Below are 19,280 nucleotides of genomic sequence, written 5' to 3' on the forward strand. Positions count from 1 at the left end.
CGGCCGAGGCGCGGGAGGGACCCGGGCGGCCGGGCGGTGAGGCCGGGAGCGACCCGGGCGGTGAGGCCCGGGCCGGGCCGTCAGGCTCCTCCGGTGTGCACCTGGAAGGCCGCCCGGCGGACCGCCTTGGCGAGGGCGGGGTCGGGGTGGGCGGCGGCGAGGGCGACCAGGACCTGGACCGTACGGGGGTGGCCGACGGCGCGGACCTCGTCGAGGAGGGCCGGGACGGTGCCCTGGACGGCCGACTCCAGGTGCCGGACGAGGAGCGCGCTCTCGCCGTGGTCGGCGACGGCGGCGGCGGTGTCCACCCAGAGCCAGGTCGCCTCCTCGCGGGTGAGCACCTCCGGGGCGTCGTCCGGGTCGGCGCCCTCGTACTCCGCGATCCAGAGCAGGGCGTACGGCCGGAGGGAGACCTCCTCGGCCGCGGCCCGGACCTCCGCCTCCGCGGGGGCCCCGACGACACGGAGCGCCTCGAAGGCCAGGCCGCGCAGCAGGGCGTCCTCCCCGCGGGCGACGGCGATCAGCTCGGCGACCGCGCTGGAGAGCGTGCGGGCGGCGAGCCAGGCGCGGTACTCGTCGCGGGCGGGGCCGGGTGTGAGGCCCGCGCAGCCGCGGAGCATGTCCTCGGCGGACTGCTCGATGTTGCCGGCCGGGCTCTGGGCGGCGACGCAGATCTGCTCCAGCTTGACCCAGACCGCCCAGTTGCCGAGCGGGGTCAGGGTGGCCTGCCGGCCGTCCGGGCCCTCGCCGGGGGTCAGGGCTCCGACGGCGGCGAGCCCCTCCAGGGCCCAGTCGAGGAGTGCGGCGAGCCCCTGGGGCCCGGTGGCGGCGGCGACGGCGGTCTCCATGGCTGCGCTCTCCGCGGCGGTGGCGCCCTCGACGGGGACCTCGCAACGCTCCTCGCGCAGCTCGTCGACCCGCTGGCCGAGCAGGTCGAGCAGGGCAGGGACGGTCACGGGCCCGGCGGAGAGCTGGAGCAGCGAGAGCACCTGGGGAAGGGCCTCGACGACCTCGGCGACGGCGCCCGGGGCGACGTCCTCGGGGGCGGGGTGGACCAGGGACCAGGCGTCGAAGAGGGCGACCCAGCCGCGCAGCACGGCGGAGTCGTCGCGGTCCCAGGCGTGCAGCCGCCAGCCCGGGCGGGCGGTGTCGCCGTGCACCTCCACGAGTCCGGCGAGCCGGGCCCGGTCCCAGCCGGCCCGGATCTGGCCGGGCGTCAGGTCCAGTGCGGCGGCGGCTCGTTCCTGGTCGGGGAGGGCGCGGGTCGCGGGATCGGCGGCGACGCGGCTCGCGGGGTCCGCCGCGCGGGTCGCGGGGTCGGCCGTGGAGGCGGTCCGCGGGCGGGCGGCGGGCGCGGTCCTGTGCCCGCCGTCGAGGGTGGCCCAGCGGGCGATCCGTACGGCGTCGGCGAGGACGGTCCGTGCCTGACGGGCCAGTTCCGCGCGGGGCGGAGTGCCCTCCGGCGGGCGCGGGGCCGGGCGGGTGCGCCGGGTCGTCACGGCCCGCCGGGCGGTGGCGAGAGCCCGCGGACGGACAAGTCGGAGTCTGGAGTTGCGCGCCAATTGCTCATCGGGCTTTCGAGACGTCACGGGGGCAGTCTTCCCGTTGACGGCCCGAAAGCCCAATCGGAATCGGATACGCCGCCCCCGGGGCCCCGGCCGTGGCCCGGCGCACGGCCCACCGGAACAGAAGGCGCGGCCTACGGAGCGGCCTACAGAAGGGGGGTGAGGAAGCGGCGCAGGGCCTCCTCGTAGCGGACCGGGTCGGCGTTCCACATCGCGGCGTGCGGGGCGCCCCTGACCGTGTGCAGGGTGACCAGTTCCGGTCGGCGGGCGGCCAGTTCGAGGGAGGGCTCCCAGGGGGCGATCGTGTCGTCGGGGCCGTGCAGGACGAGCGTCGGTACGCGCAGGGCGGCCGGGTCGGCGGCCTGCGGGAGCCGGTCGCCGTGCGGCCAGCCCCGGCCCGTCGCGGCGCGGACCGCAAGCGGAAGCAGGGGGCCGGGGACCCGGTGGGCGGCGGCGAGGTTGCGCAGGGTGGCCTCCCGGTCGAGGACCGGGGAGTCCAGCACGAGGCCGCGGACGACGTCCCGTACGCCGGAGTCGGCGGCGGCGTGCAGGGCCATCGAGGCGCCGGTCCCGAAGCCGTGCAGCACGACGTGTTCGGCGCCCCTGCGGACGGCGTAGCGCAGGGCCGCGTCGACGTCCCGCCATTCGGAGTCGCCGAGGTGGCCGACGCCGTCCGGGAAGGGGGGCGCGCCCTCGTCGCCCCGGTGGGCGAGGCAGAGGACGGGGATCTGCCGGCGGGAGAGGAAGGGGACGAGGTTGAGGGGGTGCCGGCGGGTGGTGCCGATGCCGTGCAGGGCGATGACCCAGGTGGCGCGTGGCCCTGGGACGAGCCAGGCGGGCAGGGGCCCGAGCTCGCCGGGGATCTCGACGTCCTCCTGGGTGACACCGAGGGCGGTCTCCGGGGTGCCGCTGTGCAGCTCGGGGGTGAGGCGGACCCGGGCGCCGGGCGCCAGCTCGCCGTGCTCGACGCGTTCGAGGCGGCGTACGACGGTGTCCGCGGTGTGCGGCACCCGGTCGAGGACCGGGCCGACGACCGCGTGCACGCCGGGGCCCTCGATCCCGTACGTACCGGGGCGCAGGGAGGCGAGGCTGCGGGTCAGGGTGACCTGGCCGGGGCCCGTGGCGTGCACGGTGAGCCGGGGGTCGCCGGGCAGGGGCGGTCCGGACGCCGCCCTGAGGGCGACGTCGCCGGCGTACCGGCCGGCCGCGATCGCGGCCGCGCCGGCACCGAGCAGAGTGGTGACGGCCGCTGCCGTCGCTGTAGCCGGGCGCACGGTCCCAGTGTCGGTAGCCGGGGCCGGGGCTGCCACCGGACAAACCCGCCCGAGACGGTCCCCTGATCGAGTGACGTGGATCTCCTTCGCGGGTCCCCCGGTCGGCTGACACGCCTGCCGGCCCGTCCACGGGCTGACACGGGCGAGCCGGGACGAAGCGGACGACGCCCCCGGTCTCCGGTGACGGCACGGATTACCGGCGGTCGCACGGTGCCCACATCGTGGACAAGGGGTCCACGGGGAGCCCTTCGAGAGCACAAACGGAATGCCCAGAACCCGATTTGGGTCACCACAGCGCCCGACCCAGTTCATCTTCCGTTCACTCAGGTTGCCTACGTTCGTCGAGCCACTGACGTCAAACGATTGCCTGGGTAAATGGAACACATCACGCTGCTGCTCGCGATTGTGGTCGTGACAGCTCTCGTGTTCGATTTCACGAACGGTTTCCACGACACCGCCAACGCGATGGCGACGACCATCTCGACCGGTGCCCTCAAGCCCAAGACGGCGGTGGCCATGTCCGCCGTGCTCAACCTGGTCGGCGCGTTCCTGTCCGTCGAGGTCGCCAAGACGATCTCCGGCGGGATCATCAACGAACAGGGCATTCGTACCGAAGTGATCTTCGCGGCGCTCGTCGGCGCCATCCTCTGGAACCTGCTGACCTGGCTCCTGGGTCTGCCGTCCAGCTCCTCGCACGCCCTCTTCGGCGGCCTCATCGGCGCCGCCGTGATGTCGGCCGGCTGGTCCGCCGTCAACGGCTCGACCGTCGTCAGCAAGGTCCTCATCCCCGCGATCGCCGCGCCGCTCGTCGCCGGCCTCGCCGCGATGGCGGCCACCAAGCTGACGTACAGGATCGGCGCCAGGACGGACACGAAGTCCACCGCCAAGGGCTTCCGGGCCGGTCAGATCGCCTCCGCCGGTCTCGTCTCCCTCGCGCACGGCACCAACGACGCGCAGAAGACGATGGGTGTCATCACCCTCGCCCTGGTCACCGGCGGCGTCCTCGCCCCCGGCTCCAACCCCCCGATGTGGGTCGTCGTCTCCGCCGGTGTCTGCATCGCGCTCGGCACCTACCTCGGTGGCTGGCGCATCATCCGGACCATGGGCAAGGGCCTCACCGACCTCCAGCCGCAGCAGGGCTTCGCCGCCCAGACCAGCGCCGCGACGGTCATCCTGGCCTCGTCCAACCTGGGCTTCTCCCTCTCCACCACGCAGTCCTGCTCCGGCGCCGTGATGGGCGCGGGCCTCGGCCGCAAGGGCGGTGTCGTCCGCTGGTCCACCGCGACCCGGATGTTCGTCGCCTGGGGTCTGACCCTGCCCGCCGCGGGCCTGGTCGGCGCCGGCGCCGAGTTCCTCACCAAGCAGGGCCCCTGGGGTGTGGCCGTCGTCGCCGTCCTTCTGGTGGCCGGTTCGGGCGTCATCTGGGCGCTGTCCCGCCGCAAGCCGGTCGACCACCACAACGTGACCGCCGACGAGATCGACGGCGAGCCCGCGGGCGTCGTGACCACCGCCATCGCGGCCGTCACCCCGCCGGCGACCGTCGGCGCCTTCGCCGCCGTCTCCGACGACGCCCTCAAGACCACCATCCCCGCGCCGGCCCCCGTGGACCCGGCGGCCCCCGCCGCGCCGACTGCGCCCGCATCGGTATAAGGAACGAAACGACATGAAGATCGACTGGGCAGCTCTCGGCTCCGTCTTCGGAGTCAGCCTCGTGGCGACCGTCGCCCTCGTGGGGCTCTTCACCCTCGGCATCATCGGCCTCTCCAAGCAGGAGCAGGCCGCGTCCCAGGGCGGCTCGGCCGCCATGGCGCGCACCGGCGCGTACGCCTGCTTCGCGCTGTGCGCGGCGGCCGTCGCGTACGGCATCTATCTGATCGTCGTCTGACGACGGTCCCGCTCCGACGGACGGGCGGGTCGCACCTTCGGGTGCGGCCCGCCCTTCCGTCGTCCAGGGGCGCGGTGCGGGTCGCGCTGTGGTGCTCCGCACACTGTCCCGCCGCAGGTCAAGCGTGAGTTGACGGGTGTTCGCACACGTGGTGGACTTCCGGGGCCATTACGGCGGCAAGCAGAGGAAGCCCGGTGCGAATCCGGCGCGGTCCCGCCACTGTGACCGGGGAGCGATCCCCGGGAGCCAGGAACTCTCGCCGCCGGTCACGTCGAGCCAGGGCGCGGACCCTGAGTGAGGACACAGCGCCATGCCCGGCCGCAGTGCTGCCCCAGGTGTATTCGCGTACGGCGCCGCCGCCGGTCTCGCCGCCGACGCCATCGTCGGCGACCCCCGCCGCGGCCATCCGGTCGCCGCGTTCGGACGCGCCGCCGGGGCGGTCGAGAAGCTGCTGTGGCGCGACCACCGCGGGTGGGGCGCGCTGCACACCGCGGTCTGTGTGACGGGCGCCGCGGGCGCCGCCGCGCTGGCCGCCCGTACGGTACGTGACCACCCCCGCGCCTCCGCCGCGCTGACCGCCGCCGCCGTGTGGGCCGTCGTCGGCGGGACGACGCTGGGCCGGGAGGCCGACGCGATCGGCGGCGCCCTCGCCGCCGGTGACCTGGACGTGGCCCGCGAGCGGCTGCCCCACCTGTGCGGGCGCGACCCGCACTCCCTGGACGGTCCGGCGATGGCCCGCGCGGTCGTGGAGTCCGTCGCCGAGAACACCTCCGACGCCGTCGTGGGCGCACTGGTCTGGGGCGCGGTCGCGGGCGTTCCCGGCCTGGTCGGCTTCCGGGCGGTGAACACCCTGGACGCCATGGTCGGCCACAGGTCCGCGCGGTACCGGCGCTTCGGCTGGGCCTCGGCCCGGCTCGACGACGTGGCCGGCTGGCCGGGCGCCCGGCTGACGGCGGCGCTCGCGACCGTGGCCGGCGGGGATCCGCGCGGGGCCGTGCGCGCCTGGCGGGCGGACGCGGCCAAGCACCCGAGCCCCAACGCGGGCCCGGTGGAGGCGGCGTTCGCCGGAGCCCTCGGCGTACGGCTCGGCGGGACGCTCTCGTACGGCGGGCGGGTCGAGCACCGGCCGGTCCTGAACACGGAGGGACGGGCCGTGGAGGTCGCGGACATCGACCGGGCGGTCCGGCTGTCGCGCCGCGTGACGGCGCTGACGCTGGCGGTCTGCGTGGGCGGCCGGATCGCGGCGAGCGCGCTGAAGCGGAGGCAGGCATGACGGGCGGGGCGACGGCGGGCGAGGCGACGGCGGGCGGGGCGACGGCGGGCGGAGCACCCACCGGTGGGGCGACGGCGATCGGCGGGAGCGGGCGTCGGCGCGGCGGGGGGTTGCTGGTCGCCGGGACCACGTCCGACGCCGGCAAGAGTGTCGTCACGGCCGGTATCTGCCGCTGGCTGGTCCGACAGGGCGTGAAGGTCGCCCCGTTCAAGGGCCAGAACATGTCCCTGAACTCCTTCGTGACCCGCGAGGGCGCCGAGATCGGCCGGGCGCAGGCCATGCAGGCGCAGGCCGCCCGGGTCGAGCCGACCGCGCTCATGAACCCGGTCCTGCTGAAGCCGGGCAGCGACCGCTCCAGCCAGGTCGTCCTGATGGGCAAGCCGGTGGGCGAGCTCAGCGCGAAGGGGTTCTTCGGGGGGTCCGGGGGGCCGTCCGCGGGGAAGAGGCTGCGCGGGGGCCGGCAGCGGGAGCTCTTCGAGCCGGTGATGGCGTGTCTGGAGGAGTTGCGGGGCACGTATGACGCCGTGATCTGCGAGGGGGCGGGCAGTCCGGCCGAGATCAACCTGCGGCGCACGGACATCGTGAACATGGGCATCGCACGGGCGGCCCGGCTGCCGGTCCTGGTGGTCGGGGACATCGACAGGGGCGGGGTGTTCGCCCAGTTCTTCGGGACGACGGCGCTGCTGGCGGCCGAGGACCAGGAGTTGGTCGCGGGCTATCTCGTGAACAAGTTCCGCGGCGACGTGACCCTGCTGGAGCCCGGGCTCGACATGCTGTACGACCTGACCGGGCGCCGGACGTTCGGCGTGCTGCCGTACGCGCACGGGCTCGGCATCGACGAGGAGGACGGGCTGCGGGTCTCCCTGCGCGGCGCGGTCCGCGAGTCGGTCGTCGCGCCGCCGGTCGGCGCGGACGTGCTGCGGGTCGCGGTCTGCGCGGTCCCGTTGATGTCCAACTTCACGGACGTGGACGCGCTGGCGGCCGAGCCGGGCGTCGTCGTGCGGTTCGTGGACCGGGCGGAGGAGCTGGTCGACGCGGACCTGGTGATCGTGCCCGGCACCCGGGGCACGGTGAAGGCCCTGGCGTGGCTGCGCGAACGCGGGCTCGCGGACGCGCTGGCCCGGCGGGCCGCGGAGGGCAGGCCGGTGCTCGGCATCTGCGGCGGTTTCCAGGCGCTCGGGGAACGGATCGAGGACGAGGTCGAGTCGAAGGCCGGCACCGTCGACGGGCTCGGACTGCTGCCCGTACGAGTCCGGTTCGCGGCCGAGAAGACGCTGGCCCGGCCGGTCGGCGAGGCGCTCGGCGAGCGGGTCGAGGGGTACGAGATCCACCACGGCGTCGCGGACGTGCTGGGCGGGGAGGCGTTCCTCGACGGGTGCCGGGTCGGCGCGGTCTGGGGGACGCACTGGCACGGCTCGCTGGAGAGCGACGGGTTCCGCCGGGCGTTCCTGCGGGAGGTCGCCGCGGCGGCCGGACGGCGCTTCGTCCCGGCCCCGGACACGTCCTTCGGGGCGCTCCGCGAGGAGCAGTTGGACCGGCTCGGGGACCTGATCGAGGAACACGCGGACACGGACGCGCTGCTCCGGCTGATCGAACACGGCGCACCGACGGGCCTGCCGTTCGTGCCGCCGGGTGCGCCGTGAGGGGGCGACGGCACGCGGTGCGGCCCGGCTTGGGGGGCGGCGTGCGGCCCGGCCTCGGGCGCGGCACGGGGCACGACACGCGGCCCGGCTTGGGGCACGACACGCGGCCCGGCACGGGACGCGGCACGCGGCCCGGCACGGGACGCGGCACGCGGCCCGGCACGGGACGCGGCACGCGGCCCGGCACGGGACGCGGCACGCGGCCCGGCACGGGGCACGACACGCGGCCCGGCACGGGGCACGACACGTGCCCCGTCGTGCGGCCCCGCACGCGGCCCCGCACGCGCCCCGGGCTGGGACGCCGTCGGTCTTCCGCCGGTCCTGGGGCTCCCGTCGTGCGGGGAAGACGTCGCCTACCCGTGGCCCCCGTGGGCCGTTGCTCGCCGTCGGCGGCCGCCGGTCGCCACGAAGTCGAAGGAAGGACCACCCGATGAGCACCCGCTATCCGTTCACCGCCGTCGTCGGCATGGACGACCTGCGCCTCGCGCTGCTGCTCAACGCGGTGAGCCCGGCGGTCGGTGGCGTCCTCGTGCGCGGCGAGAAGGGGACCGCCAAGTCGACGGCCGTGCGGGCGCTCGCGGACCTGCTGCCCGAGGTGCCGGTGGTCGCCGGCTGCCGCTTCAGCTGCGACCCGGCCTCGCCCGACCCGGCCTGCCCGGACGGGCCGCACGAGAGCACCCCGGCCGCCGCGCGCCCCGCGCGGATGGTGGAGCTGCCCGTCGGCGCCTCCGAGGACAGGCTCGTCGGCGCGCTGGACATCGAACGGGCCCTGGCCGAGGGCGTGAAGGCGTTCGAGCCCGGCCTGCTCGCCGACGCGCACCGCGGGATCCTGTACGTGGACGAGGTCAACCTCCTCCACGACCACCTGATCGACCTGCTCCTCGACGCCGCCGCCATGGGCTCCTCGTACGTCGAGCGCGAAGGCGTCTCCGTACGGCACGCGGCCCGGTTCCTGCTCGTCGGCACCATGAACCCCGAAGAGGGCGAACTGCGGCCGCAGTTGCTGGACCGGTTCGGCCTGACGGTCGAGGTCGCGGCCTCCCGCGAGCCCGAGCAGCGGGTGGAGGTCGTCCGGCGCCGGCTCGCCTTCGACGACGACCCGACCGCCTTCGCCGCCCGCTGGTCGGGTGAGGAGACCGCCCTGCGGGAGCGGATCGCCACCGCCCGCGCGCTGCTGCCGAGCGTGGTGCTCGGGGACGCGGCCCTGCTGCAGATCGCCGCGACCTGCGCCGCGTTCGAGGTGGACGGCATGCGCGCGGACATCGTCATGGCCCGGACGGCGACCGCGCTCGCCGCGTGGGCCGGGCGCACGGAGGTGACCTCCGAGGACGTCCGGCAGGCCGCGCTGCTCGCGCTCCCCCACCGCAGGCGCCGGAACCCCTTCGACGCGCCGGGCCTGGACGAGGACAGGCTCGACGAGACCCTGGAGCGGTTCCAGGGCGAGGGCGACGAGGACCCTGACCCCGGGCCGGAGGGCCCCGGGCCGGAGGGCCCCGGCGGCCCCGGTGACGGTGGCGGCGGGGGCGGCGTGCCGCCGCAGGGTGACGGCCCGGCTCCCGAGAGCTCCACGGCCCCGCACGGCGACGGCCCGGCTCCCGAGAACGCCCCGGCCCCGGACGAGGCGCCCGCGCCCGCCCCGCAGGGCTCGGGCGGCGTCGGTGAGCGGTCCGCCGTCAAGGCCGCCGAGCCGTTCCGTACGAAGATGCTCAGCGTCCCCGGGCTCGGCGAGGGCGCGGCCGGGCGCCGCTCCCGGGCCCGTACGGAGCACGGCAGGACGACCGGCGCCGTACGGCCCCGGGGCGCGCTGACCAAGCTGCACCTGGCCGCGACCGTGCACGCCGCCGCCCCGCACCAGAGGGCGCGCGGCCGGTCCGGCCCCAGGCTCGTGGTCCGCCGGGACGATCTGCGGCAGGCGACGCGCGAGGGCCGGGAGGGGAACCTGGTGCTGTTCGCCGTGGACGCCTCCGGTTCGATGGCGGCGCGCCGGCGGATGAGCGCGGTGAAGGGCGCGGTGCTCTCGCTGCTGCTCGACGCGTACCAGCGGCGCGACAAGGTCGGTCTGGTCACCTTCCGGGGCCGGGACGCGGAGGTGGCGCTGCCGCCGACCTCGTCCGTGGACGCCGCCGCGGCCCGGCTGGAGCAGCTCCCGACGGGCGGCCGTACCCCGCTGTCGGCGGGGCTGCTCAAGGCCCACGACGTGCTGCGCGTCGAGCGGCTGCGGGACCCCTCGCGCCGACCGCTGCTCGTCGTGGTGACCGACGGCAGGGCGACCGGCGGCGGCGCCGACCCGGTGGCGCTCGCCGCGCGCGCCGCGCGGCTGCACGCCTCCGAGGGCACGGCGGCCGTCGTCGTGGACTGCGAGACCGGCCCCGTACGGCTCGGGCTCGCCGGGGACCTCGCCCGTGAACTCGGCGGTACCGCCGTGACCTTGGACGAGCTGCGCGCCGACGCGATCGCCGGGCTCGTCAGGAACGTACAGGCAGAGCAGTACACAACGAGGAGGGCAGCCTGATGCCGCAGGGACAGCCGACCGTCGTTCCCGACGACGGTCTCACCACCCGGCAGCGCCGCAACCGGGCGCTGGTGATGGTCCACACCGGCGTCGGCAAGGGGAAGTCGACCGCCGCCTTCGGCATGGCGCTGCGCGCCTGGAACCAGGGGTGGCCGATCGGGGTGTTCCAGTTCGTCAAGTCCGCCAAGTGGAGGGTCGGCGAGGAGAACGCCCTCAAGGCGCTCGGCGAGACCGGCAAGGGCGGAACCGTCACCTGGAACAAGATGGGCGAGGGCTGGTCCTGGATCCAGCGCGAGGTCGCCGAGGGCGAGCAGTCCCACGAGGACAAGGCGCGCGAGGGCTGGGAGCAGGTCAAGCGGGACCTCGCGGAGGAGAGGTACACGTTCTACGTCCTCGACGAGTTCGCGTACCTGCTGCACTGGGGCTGGATCGACACCGAGGAGGTCGTCGAGGTGCTGCGCGACCGTCCGGGGCACCAGCACGTCGTGATCACCGGCCGCAACGCCCCCCAGGAGCTGGTGGACTTCGCGGACCTCGTGACGGACATGTCGAAGGTGAAGCACCCGATGGACGCGGGTCAGAAGGGCCAGCGGGGCATCGAGTGGTAGCACGTCTCGTCATCGCCGCGCCGTCCTCCGGCGCGGGCAAGACCACGGTCGCGACCGGTCTGATGGCCGCGTTCGCGGGCCGTGGCCTCGCGGTCTCCCCGCACAAGGTCGGCCCCGACTACATCGACCCGGGCTACCACGCGCTGGCCACGGGGCGACCGGGCCGCAACCTCGACGCGTACATGTGCGGTACGGGACTGATCGGGCCGCTCTTCGAGCACGGGGCGACCGGCTGTGAACTGGCGGTGGTCGAGGGCGTCATGGGCCTGTACGACGGGGCCGCCGACCAGGGCGAGCTGGCGTCGACGGCGCAGGTGGCGAAGGTCCTCAGGGCGCCGGTGGTCCTGGTCGTGGACGCCTCGTCGCAGTCGCGGTCGGTGGCGGCGCTGGTGCACGGGTTCGCGTCGTGGGACCCGGAGGTGCGGATCGGCGGGGTGATCCTGAACAAGGTCGCCTCGGACCGGCACGAGCATCTGCTGAGGGACGCGCTCGGGGGCTCGGGGGTGCCGGTGCTGGGCGTGCTGCGACGGGCGCCGTCCGTCGCGACGCCGTCGCGGCACCTCGGTCTCGTCCCGGTCGCCGAACGGCAGACCGCGGCCGTGGAGGCGGTGGCGGCGCAGGCCGAGCAGGTGCGGGCCGGATGCGACCTGGACGCGCTGCTGGCGCTGGCGCGCTCGGCGCCGCCGATGCCGGGAGAGGCGTGGGATCCCACCGCGACGGCCGCCGGCCTGCGCCCCGCGCCCGCCTCGTCCGCGCCGGGCCGTCGTCCGGTGGTCGCGGTCGCCGGGGGCGCCGCCTTCACGTTCTCGTACGCCGAGCACGCCGAGCTGCTCACCGCCGCCGGGGCCGAGGTCGTCACCTTCGATCCGCTGCGGGACGAGTCGCTGCCCGAGGGGACGAGCGGGCTCGTCATCGGGGGCGGGTTCCCCGAGATGTACGGGGCGGAGCTGTCCGCCAACGAGCCGCTGCGGAAGGCCGTCGCCGAGCTGGCGGCCGCCGGGGCGCCGGTCGCCGCCGAGTGCGCCGGGCTGCTGTACCTCGCCCGTTCGCTGGACGGGCGGCCGATGTGCGGGGTGCTCGACGCGGAGGCGCGGATGTCGGAGCGGCTCACGCTCGGCTACCGGGACGCGGTCGCGGTGAGCGACAGTTCGCTCGCGGCGGCCGGGGCGCGGATGCGGGGCCACGAGTTCCACCGGACCGTGATCGAGCCGGGCGCGGGCATGCAGGCGGCCTGGGGACTGCGGCAGCCGCACCGCCGTCTGGAGGGGTTCGTCGAGCGGGGCGTGCACGCGAGTTACGTGCACACCCACTGGGCGGGTGCGCCGGAGGCGGCCGTGCGGTTCGTGGAGCACTGCGCGGACGGGCCCGCCGCGTGAGATCAGCCGCCGGAGACGCCCACCACGACCCAGATGAACGCCACGCCCGCCACCGTGCACAGCAGGGTGGAGAGGGCCGGGTGCCGGTGGTGGGCCTCCGGGAGGATCTCGGCGGCGGCGAGGTACAGCAGTGCGCCGCCGAAGAAGCCGAGATAGCTGCCGAGGAGTTCCTCCGGAAGGGTGAACAGCAGGGTGGACGCCGCCCCGACGATCGGGGCGAGCGCGTCCGCGACCAGCATGATGATCGCCTTGCGGCGGGCGTTCCCGTACAGGCTGGTGATCGTGTACGTGTTGAATCCGTCGGCGAAGTCGTGGGTGATGACGGCGAGCGCGACGGTGGCGCCCATGCCCCCGCCGACCTGGAAGGCCGCGCCGAGAGCGACGCCGTCCATGAGGCTGTGGACGACCATCGCGGCCGCCGCGGTCAGGCCGACCTGTGGCACGCGCTCGTCGGCTCCGACCCCGTGCGCGGCCTGACGGACGGCCAGCAGCCGTTCCACGACATGGGCGAAGAGGAAGCCGCCGACGAAGAGCAGCAGGGCCTGCGGCACACCGAAGAGGGGGTCGCCCGCGGCCTCCACGGCCTCCGGCAGGAGGTCGAGCCCGACCACGCCGAGCATCAGTCCGCCGGCGAGGCCGAGGACGAGGTGGCGCCGGTCCGTGACGCGCTGCGCGGTCCAGCCGCCGAAGAGCGTCATGAGGAACGCGCCGAGCGCGACGAAAACGGCCATGGGCCTTTGCTATCCGATCGCGCGCGGTCCGCGCACATCGGTGGGCCGGCGGGGGGCGTGCGGTGAACGGTGTGACGGTGGGCGTCGGCGCCCGGTCCGGGGTGCCCGTGGACGAGGTCCTCGCCCTGGTCGCGGCGGCGCTGGAGGAGGCCGGCCGGACGGGCTCGGACGTGACGGCGTTCGCCACGCTGGAGGCACGGGCGGCGGATCCGGGGATCGTGGGCGCGGCCCAGCGCTTCGGTGTACCGCTCCGTGCGTACGGGCCGGAGGAGTTGGCCACCGTGGCCGTACCGCACCCCTCGGATGCTCCGCTGGCGGCGACGGGGACGGCGTCGGTGGCGGAGGCGGCGGCGCTGCTCGCGGCGGGCACCGGTGCCGTGCTGCTCGTACCGAAGCGGAAATCGGCGCGCGTGACGTGTGCGATTGCCCGGTCCCTCCGGTTTCGTCCGAACGAAGATGCCGCCACCGCACGGTTGTTGCCCCAGGGACAGGGGTACATCGCTGGTCAGACGGAGCCCCGTACACCCCCCACTCACCACCCGACGGCGGCCATGGATATCCACGCGCACTCTGACGTCCACGATCTGCGGCACCACGGTGACGCGGAGGTACGGGACGAGAAGCTGATCGACCTCGCGGTCAACGTCCGGACGAACACGCCGCCGGAGTGGCTGCGGACCCGGATCGCGGACTGTCTGACCGGCCTCGCGCAGTACCCGGACGGCCGGGTCGCGCGGGCGGCCGTCGCCGAGCGGCACGACGTGGCGCCCGCCCGGGTGCTGCTGACGGCCGGCGCGGCGGAGGCGTTCGTGCTGCTGGCGCGGGCGCTGCCGGTGCGGCGGCCGGTCGTGGTGCACCCGCAGTTCACCGAGCCCGAGGCGGCCCTGCGGGACGCGGGGCACGAGGTGCGCCGGGTGCTGCTCCGCGAGGAGGACGGCTTCCGGCTGGATCCGGCCGCCGTGCCGGAGGACGCGGACCTGGTGGTCATCGGCAACCCGACGAACCCGACGTCCGTGCTGCACCCGGCGGCGGCGATCGCGGCCCTGGCCCGGCCGGGGCGGACGCTGGTGGTGGACGAGGCGTTCATGGACGCGGTGCCGGGCGAACGGGAGTCGCTGGCCGGGCGGACGGACACACCGGGTCTGGTGGTGCTGCGGAGCCTCACGAAGACCTGGGGCCTGGCGGGGCTGCGGATCGGCTACGTCCTGGCGCACCCGGAGACGATCGCCCTCCTGGAGCGGGCACAGCCCCTCTGGCCGGTGTCGACCCCGGCGCTGGTGGCGGCCGAGGCCTGCATGTCGCGGGCGGCGCTCGCGGAGGCGGAGCTGGCGGCGCATCGGATCGGGGTGGAGCGGGCCCATCTGCTGGCGGGCCTCGCGGAGTTCGACGAGGTGCGGGCGGTGGCGGCGGCGGAGGGTCCGTTCGTCCTGATCCGGATCGAGCGCGCGGACGCGGTACGGGAGCGGCTGCGGGCGCTGGGGTTCGCGGTCCGGCGCGGGGACACCTTCCCGGGCCTCGACCGGAACTGGCTGCGGCTGGCGGTGCGGGACCGGGTCACCACCAACCGGTTCCTGCAGGCCCTGGACCAGGCGCTGTTGATCGAGGGCTGAGGGCTGACCGGGGGCTGAGTGCTGATCGAGGCTGAGGGCTGATCGAGGCTGAGGCCCGCGAACGGGGAGGGCGGCGCCCGTCGGCGCCCCCGCCCTCCCCGTGGGCTTGCCCCCTCCCCCCTCGGGTCCGGTCAGCCGCGGGCGCGGCTGCGGGCCAGGACGAGCGCTCCCGCGCCGCCGCCGAGCAGGACGACGGCGCCGCCTGCCAGGTACGGGGTCATCGAACTGCCGCCCGTCGCGGCGAGGTTCTGGTCGGTCGGCTCGGCGCCCTCGTTCTGGGTCGTCACGCCACCGGCGTCGGTGGGCCTGGCGGAGGGCTCCTGCGAGGGCTGCTCGCTCGGCCGCTCCGTCGGCCGCTCGGTGGGCCGCTCCGTGGGCCGCGTGCCCTTCGGCGTCTCACAGGTGGCCTCGGCGAGGGTGACCACGCCGTTGACCTCGGCCACGCCGAGCTTCAGCGGGTTGATCTCCACCTTCAGTTCGAGGGCCGTGGCGGCGGCCGTGCGCGAGGTGGTGGACGTACGGGACAGGTCGAGGGTCACGTCACCGACGCCCGGCACGCTGACCTTGGTCCGGCCGGCTGTCGACAGGGTGGTCTTCTTGCCGAGGACGGTCACGTGTCCGAGGAGGTTGGCCTCGGCGACCGGCTGCTTGCCGGTCTCGCAGAGCGCCTTGGCGGTGACCTTCTCGACCTCGATCAGGGAGAGCAGGGGCATACCGGGCACGTGGACCTTCGCCTTGACCAGGTTGACGTATCCCTCGGCCCTGTCCTTGTCGACCGTGGCCTTGGAGGTGGCGACATCGGCGCGCAGCACGTCGATCGGCTTGCCGTTCTCGGCGCCCTCCACCTTGACCGTCAGCGCGGTCCGGTTCTCGCTCTCCGGTGCCTCGACCTCGTTGAGGGAGACGCGCAGCGGCACGTCGACCGTCTTGTCGAGCAGGTTGACGTCGAGACCGGTCCGCAGGACGACGGCGGTCGCGCGCCCTTCGCCGCCGGTGGCGTGCGCCGCGGGGGTCAGGAGGACCACGGGCCCGACGGCCAGCGCGGCGACGGTCGCGGCGGCGGCGGTGCGGCGTACGGGCATGCGGACGGTGTTGCTGTTCACGTTGGTGGTACCCCCACAAGAGACATGGCGTCGCCGGCCGCTCACCACGGGGACACGGGGGTCGACGCGGTCTCGGCGACTTGAGACACCGGAATCTTTACGCACGGAGGGTGAACTGGCAGACACCCGACGTGAGTTCACTCCAAAGGGGGGTTTCCGTGCCCATATTCGATTCTTTCGGCACAGGCGTTCCCGCGCGCCCCGCGCGTTGCGAATTGCGCGGGCGCACGCGGGAAGTGCTTCAACGACCGGCACCGACCTGGGGTAACGGACGGTCAACACGACGCAGCGACGGCGGGCCGGATCCGGCGTAGTGGACCGCGGCCGCACGAGGTCGGTCAGGAGGCGCGCCAGTACCCCAGGGAGTGGACCCGCTCCTTGGGCAGCGCGAGCTCCTTGCGGACGTACGCGGCGAGGGTGCGGGTGGTCGCCGTGTCGCAGGCGATCCAGACGTACGGGGCGTCCGCGCCGCCGTCGAGCAGCTCGGGCAGCTCGCTGCGCACGGCCTCGACGAGCGCCGCGCCGCCGCCCCGGCGCGGGACCCGGCGCAGCTCGTGCCGCTCCGCGTCGAGGCGGAGCGGCAGCCCCTCGTCCGCCTCGTGGGAGGTCTCGAACCAGAGGGTGGCCGGCACGTCGGGCGCGGAGTCGAGGAGGGAGTTGATGGCGGGCAGCGAGGCCGGGTCGCCGATCACGAACATCCGGCCGGGCCGGGGTTCGGGCGCGGTGAAGCCGGTGCCCTGGAGGGTGGCCTCGATGGTGTCGCCGGGGGCGCAGGAGCGGGCCCAGTCGCTGGCGGCGCCGTCGTGCAGGGCGAACTCCAGGCTGAAGGTGCCGGCCTCCGCGTCGGGGTCGACGAGGGTGTAGGCGCGCTGGTGCGGCTTGCCGGCGCTGTCGAACCAGAGCCGTACCCACATCGTCGGGTGGACGCCCGCGGCGGCGAGGAGTCCGCCGTCCGTCAGACGGATCCGCCGGAAGTGCTCGGTGACCTGCTCGGCCCCGGTCACGGTGAACGTGAAGTCCCGCCCCCGGAACAGCTTCAGGACCACACCTTCCCAGCCATGCCCCACCGCGATCGCCTCCCCCTGCGTCGCCTGTCGACGCATTTAGGTCAGCCTAACCTAAGCAACGCGAGGAAGATCGGGGCCGGTCAGCCGATCACGCGCCCGTTCACCACGACCCTGCGCGGCGCCGCGAGGACGCGGACGTCCGCGCGGGGGTCCTCGGCGTAGACGACGAGGTCCGCCGGGGCGCCCTCCTCCAGGGCGGGGCGGCCCAGCCAGGCGCGGGCGCCCCAGGCGGTCGCCGAGAGGGCCTCGATCGGCGGAATGCCGGCCTTGACCAGCTCCTCGACCTCGGCCGCGACCAGGCCGTGGGCGAGCGAGCCGCCCGCGTCCGTGCCGACGAAGACCGGGACGCCCGCGTCGTACGCCGAGCGGACGGTGTCGTACCGGCGCTCGTACAGCCGTCGCATGTGCGCCGACCAGCGAGGGAACTTCTCCTCGCCGCCGTCGGCGAGGCGCGGGAAGGTGGCGATGTTGACGAGGGTCGGCACGATCGCGACACCCCGCTCGGCGAAGAGCGGGATCGTCTCCTCGGTGAGCCCGGTGGCGTGCTCGATGCAGTCGATGCCCGCCTCGACCAGGTCCCGCAGCGAGTCCTCCGCGAAGCAGTGGGCGGTGACCCGGGCCCCGAGCCGGTGCGCCTCGGCGATGGCCGCCTCGACCTCGGCGCGCGGCCAGCAGGCCGACAGGTCGCCCACCTCGCGGTCGATCCAGTCACCGACGAGCTTGACCCAGCCGTCGCCGCGCCGGGCCTCCCGCCCCACGTACGTCACCAGGTCCTCGGGCTCGATCTCGTGGGCGTAGTTGCGGATGTAGCGGCGGGTACGGGCGATGTGGCGGCCCGCCCGGATGATCTTCGGCAGGTCCTCGCGCGCGTCGATCCACCGGGTGTCGGAGGGCGATCCCGCGTCACGGATCAGGAGCGTGCCCGCGTCGCGGTCGGTCAGCGCCTGCTTCTCGCTGGTGGCGTCGTCGACCGGGCCGTGCCGGTCCAGGCCGACGTGGCAGTGCGCGTCGACGAGGCCCGGCAGGACCCAGCCCTCGATCGTCAGCGCCGCGCCGGAGGGGCGGGTGTACGTGATGCGCCCGTCGACCGCCCAGAGCTCGTCCCGTACGTCCTCCGGGCCGACGAGCACCCGCCCCTTCACATGCAGCACCGCGTGATCGCTCATGACTGCACTCTACGAGGGGGCCGGTGCGGGGGACACGGGGGCCGGGAAGCGGCTCGGTACCCTGAAACGGACGCTCGACCCTCCTTTCGAAGAAGGCACCGCCGTGACACACCCGCTGCTGGACCTGGCCCCGTTGACCGCCGCGCACTTCGCGTCCATCGAGCGGCAGGTCGCCGCCCTGCTCTCCACCGAGCAGGACGTGGTGATCACCCAGGGCGAGGCGCTGCTGCCACTGGAGGGCTGCATCCGCAGCGGGGCCCGGCCGGGCTCGACGGCGCTGAACATCGTCACCGGCCCGTACGGCCAGACCTTCGGCAACTGGCTGCGGGACTGCGGCGCCACGGTCGTGGACCTGGAGGTGCCCTTCCACACGGCGGTCACGGCCGGCCAGGTGGAGCGGGCGCTCGCCGAGCACCCGGCGATCGACTTCGTCTCCCTGGTGCACGCGGAGGCGGCGACGGGCAACACGAACCCGGTGGCCGAGATCGGCGAGGTCGTGCGGGCGCACGGCGCGCTGTTCTACCTGGACGCGGTGGCGTCGATCGGCGCGGAGCCGGTGCTGCCGGACGCGTGGGGCGTGGACATGTGCATCATCGGCGCGCAGAAGGCGATGGGCGGCCCCGCCGGCGTCTCGGCGGTCTCGGTGAGCGCGCGGGCGTGGGAGCGGTTCGCCGCCAACCCGCGGGCGCCGCGCCGTTCGTACCTCTCCCTCCTGGACTGGAAGGAGCGCTGGATCGACGGCGGCCGTACGACGCTGCCGCACGCCCCGGCGCAGTTGGAGATGCTCGCCCTCGAGGCCTGTGCGGAGCGGATCGAGTCCGAAGGTCTCGACGCGCTGATGGCCCGTCACGCCTCCGCCGCGGCGGCGACCCGCGCGGGCGCGTCGGCGCTCGGCGGCGGCCTGGAGCCGTACGTCCACACGGCGCGTGACGCTGCCCCGGTCGCGACGACGCTGCGCGCGCCGGAGGGCGTGGACGCCTCGGAACTGGTCGCCAGGGCGCTGGCGGCGGACCCGTCGCTGCCGCTGATCGCGGGTGGCGGGGCGCTGGCGAAGGAGATGATCCGGGTCAACCACTACGGCGTGGACGCGACCCCGGGCGTGGTCCAGTCCTCCCTCGCGGCCCTGGGCTCGGCGCTCGCCGGCACGGGCCGCCCGGTGGACCTGGAGGCGGCCCGGCGCGCGGCGGCGGAGGCCTGGGGCTAGGACCTGAGACGACGGAGGCCGGAGGCCTGGGGCCAGGACCTGAGACGACGGAGGCCGGGGGCCTGGGGCCAGGACCTGAGACGACGGAGGCCGGGGGCCTGACCAGAAGGCACGGCCCCGAGGCCGCAGACCTGACCCGAGGGCAGGCCGTGGAGCCTCGCGCCCGGCGTGGGCCGGGGGGGGGGGGGGGGGCGGCCGCGGTGTCCCCCCCCCCCCCCCCCCCCCCCACGGGGCCCGGGGGGCCCCCCCCCGCCCCCCCCCCC

Annotated in this window: 15 protein-coding genes and 1 riboswitch; of the genes, 9 read left to right on the forward strand and 6 right to left on the reverse strand. The window is 75.1% G+C overall.

From position 1 onward, the window contains the following. Positions 1-80: 80 nt before the first annotated feature. A complete protein-coding gene (locus ACIPPS_RS15845; protein ID WP_401431610.1) occupies positions 81-1,589 on the reverse strand; it encodes a hypothetical protein in 1,509 nt (502 codons plus the stop codon). Between the two features lie 122 nt (positions 1,590-1,711). Beyond that, positions 1,712-2,839, reverse strand: coding sequence for an alpha/beta hydrolase (locus tag ACIPPS_RS15850; RefSeq protein ID WP_401431612.1), 1,128 nt, complete (start codon positions 2,837-2,839; stop codon positions 1,712-1,714). 375 nt (positions 2,840-3,214) lie between these two features. Here ACIPPS_RS15850 and ACIPPS_RS15855 point away from each other — a divergent pair, with 375 nt between their 5' ends. The 7 genes from ACIPPS_RS15855 (at position 3,215) to ACIPPS_RS15885 (ending at position 12,136) form a co-directional block, all read left to right on the forward strand. Further along, positions 3,215-4,489 (forward strand): anion permease, encoded by a 1,275-nt coding sequence (locus ACIPPS_RS15855; protein WP_401431615.1) that lies wholly within the window; start codon positions 3,215-3,217, stop codon positions 4,487-4,489. Positions 4,490-4,502: 13 nt separating this feature from the next. Then, on the forward strand, positions 4,503-4,724 hold the full coding sequence (locus ACIPPS_RS15860; protein WP_401431618.1) for a hypothetical protein: 222 nt from the start codon (positions 4,503-4,505) through the stop codon (positions 4,722-4,724). A 182-nt stretch (positions 4,725-4,906) separates the two neighbouring features. Further along, positions 4,907-4,980: riboswitch (cobalamin riboswitch) on the forward strand. 54 nt (positions 4,981-5,034) lie between these two features. Next, the gene (locus ACIPPS_RS15865) at positions 5,035-5,997 is read left to right on the forward strand and encodes a cobalamin biosynthesis protein (protein ID WP_401431621.1); all 963 of its coding nucleotides are present in this window, start codon (positions 5,035-5,037) and stop codon (positions 5,995-5,997) included. Continuing rightward, a complete protein-coding gene (locus ACIPPS_RS15870) occupies positions 5,994-7,640 on the forward strand; it encodes a cobyric acid synthase (protein WP_401431624.1) in 1,647 nt (548 codons plus the stop codon). The genes ACIPPS_RS15865 and ACIPPS_RS15870 overlap by 4 nt, the downstream gene beginning before the upstream one ends. 430 nt (positions 7,641-8,070) lie before the next feature. Continuing rightward, a complete protein-coding gene (locus ACIPPS_RS15875) occupies positions 8,071-10,152 on the forward strand; it encodes a putative cobaltochelatase (RefSeq protein ID WP_401431626.1) in 2,082 nt (693 codons plus the stop codon). Beyond that, entirely contained in the window at positions 10,152-10,760 is a 609-nt protein-coding gene (cobO, locus tag ACIPPS_RS15880) for a cob(I)yrinic acid a,c-diamide adenosyltransferase (protein WP_401431629.1), read from the forward strand. The genes ACIPPS_RS15875 and cobO overlap by 1 nt, the downstream gene beginning before the upstream one ends. Further along, a complete protein-coding gene (locus tag ACIPPS_RS15885; protein ID WP_401431631.1) occupies positions 10,754-12,136 on the forward strand; it encodes a cobyrinate a,c-diamide synthase in 1,383 nt (460 codons plus the stop codon). Before cobO ends, ACIPPS_RS15885 begins: the two co-directional genes overlap by 7 nt. Before the next feature lie 2 nt (positions 12,137-12,138). On the opposite strand, the gene ACIPPS_RS15890 is transcribed toward ACIPPS_RS15885, so the two are convergent. After that, positions 12,139-12,867, reverse strand: a complete 729-nt coding sequence (locus ACIPPS_RS15890; protein ID WP_401431634.1) for a ZIP family metal transporter — start codon at positions 12,865-12,867, stop codon at positions 12,139-12,141. A 62-nt stretch (positions 12,868-12,929) separates the two neighbouring features. Here ACIPPS_RS15890 and cobC point away from each other — a divergent pair, with 62 nt between their 5' ends. Beyond that, positions 12,930-14,477 carry an Rv2231c family pyridoxal phosphate-dependent protein CobC gene (cobC, locus tag ACIPPS_RS15895; protein WP_401431636.1) on the forward strand — a complete coding sequence of 516 codons (1,548 nt, stop codon included), beginning with the start codon at positions 12,930-12,932 and terminating at the stop codon, positions 14,475-14,477. A gap of 131 nt (positions 14,478-14,608) precedes the next feature. Here cobC and ACIPPS_RS15900 read toward each other — a convergent pair whose 3' ends face one another. From ACIPPS_RS15900 to ACIPPS_RS15910, 3 genes are all read right to left on the reverse strand, one after another. Then, positions 14,609-15,580 carry an SCO1860 family LAETG-anchored protein gene (locus tag ACIPPS_RS15900; protein ID WP_401431639.1) on the reverse strand — a complete coding sequence of 324 codons (972 nt, stop codon included), beginning with the start codon at positions 15,578-15,580 and terminating at the stop codon, positions 14,609-14,611. Between the two features lie 338 nt (positions 15,581-15,918). Beyond that, a complete protein-coding gene (locus ACIPPS_RS15905) occupies positions 15,919-16,647 on the reverse strand; it encodes a siderophore-interacting protein (RefSeq protein WP_401433069.1) in 729 nt (242 codons plus the stop codon). A gap of 80 nt (positions 16,648-16,727) precedes the next feature. Beyond that, positions 16,728-17,813: an amidohydrolase family protein gene (locus ACIPPS_RS15910; protein WP_401431642.1), complete on the reverse strand. Its 1,086-nt coding sequence runs from the start codon at positions 17,811-17,813 to the stop codon at positions 16,728-16,730. Positions 17,814-17,916: 103 nt separating this feature from the next. Between ACIPPS_RS15910 and ACIPPS_RS15915 the strand changes: the two genes are divergently transcribed. Next, positions 17,917-19,017: a pyridoxal-phosphate-dependent aminotransferase family protein gene (locus ACIPPS_RS15915; RefSeq protein WP_401431644.1), complete on the forward strand. Its 1,101-nt coding sequence runs from the start codon at positions 17,917-17,919 to the stop codon at positions 19,015-19,017. Positions 19,018-19,280 lie beyond the last annotated feature (263 nt).

It is taken from the genome of Streptomyces sp. NPDC090127 (assembly GCF_044746945.1).
Lineage (GTDB): Bacteria > Actinomycetota > Actinomycetes > Streptomycetales > Streptomycetaceae > Streptomyces.

Excerpts from the sequence above, each read along its gene's own strand:
- ACIPPS_RS15890 (WP_401431634.1), bottom strand. The coding sequence starts at position 12,867 with ATGGCCGTTTTCGTCGCGCTCGGCGCGTTCCTCATGACGCTCTTCGGC.
- ACIPPS_RS15865 (WP_401431621.1), top strand. The coding sequence starts at position 5,035 with ATGCCCGGCCGCAGTGCTGCCCCAGGTGTATTCGCGTACGGCGCCGCC.
- ACIPPS_RS15870 (WP_401431624.1), top strand. The coding sequence starts at position 5,994 with ATGACGGGCGGGGCGACGGCGGGCGAGGCGACGGCGGGCGGGGCGACG.
- ACIPPS_RS15875 (WP_401431626.1), top strand. The coding sequence starts at position 8,071 with ATGAGCACCCGCTATCCGTTCACCGCCGTCGTCGGCATGGACGACCTG.
- cobO (WP_401431629.1), top strand. The coding sequence starts at position 10,152 with ATGCCGCAGGGACAGCCGACCGTCGTTCCCGACGACGGTCTCACCACC.
- ACIPPS_RS15855 (WP_401431615.1), top strand. The coding sequence starts at position 3,215 with ATGGAACACATCACGCTGCTGCTCGCGATTGTGGTCGTGACAGCTCTC.
- ACIPPS_RS15860 (WP_401431618.1), top strand. The coding sequence starts at position 4,503 with ATGAAGATCGACTGGGCAGCTCTCGGCTCCGTCTTCGGAGTCAGCCTC.
- ACIPPS_RS15910 (WP_401431642.1), bottom strand. The coding sequence starts at position 17,813 with ATGAGCGATCACGCGGTGCTGCATGTGAAGGGGCGGGTGCTCGTCGGC.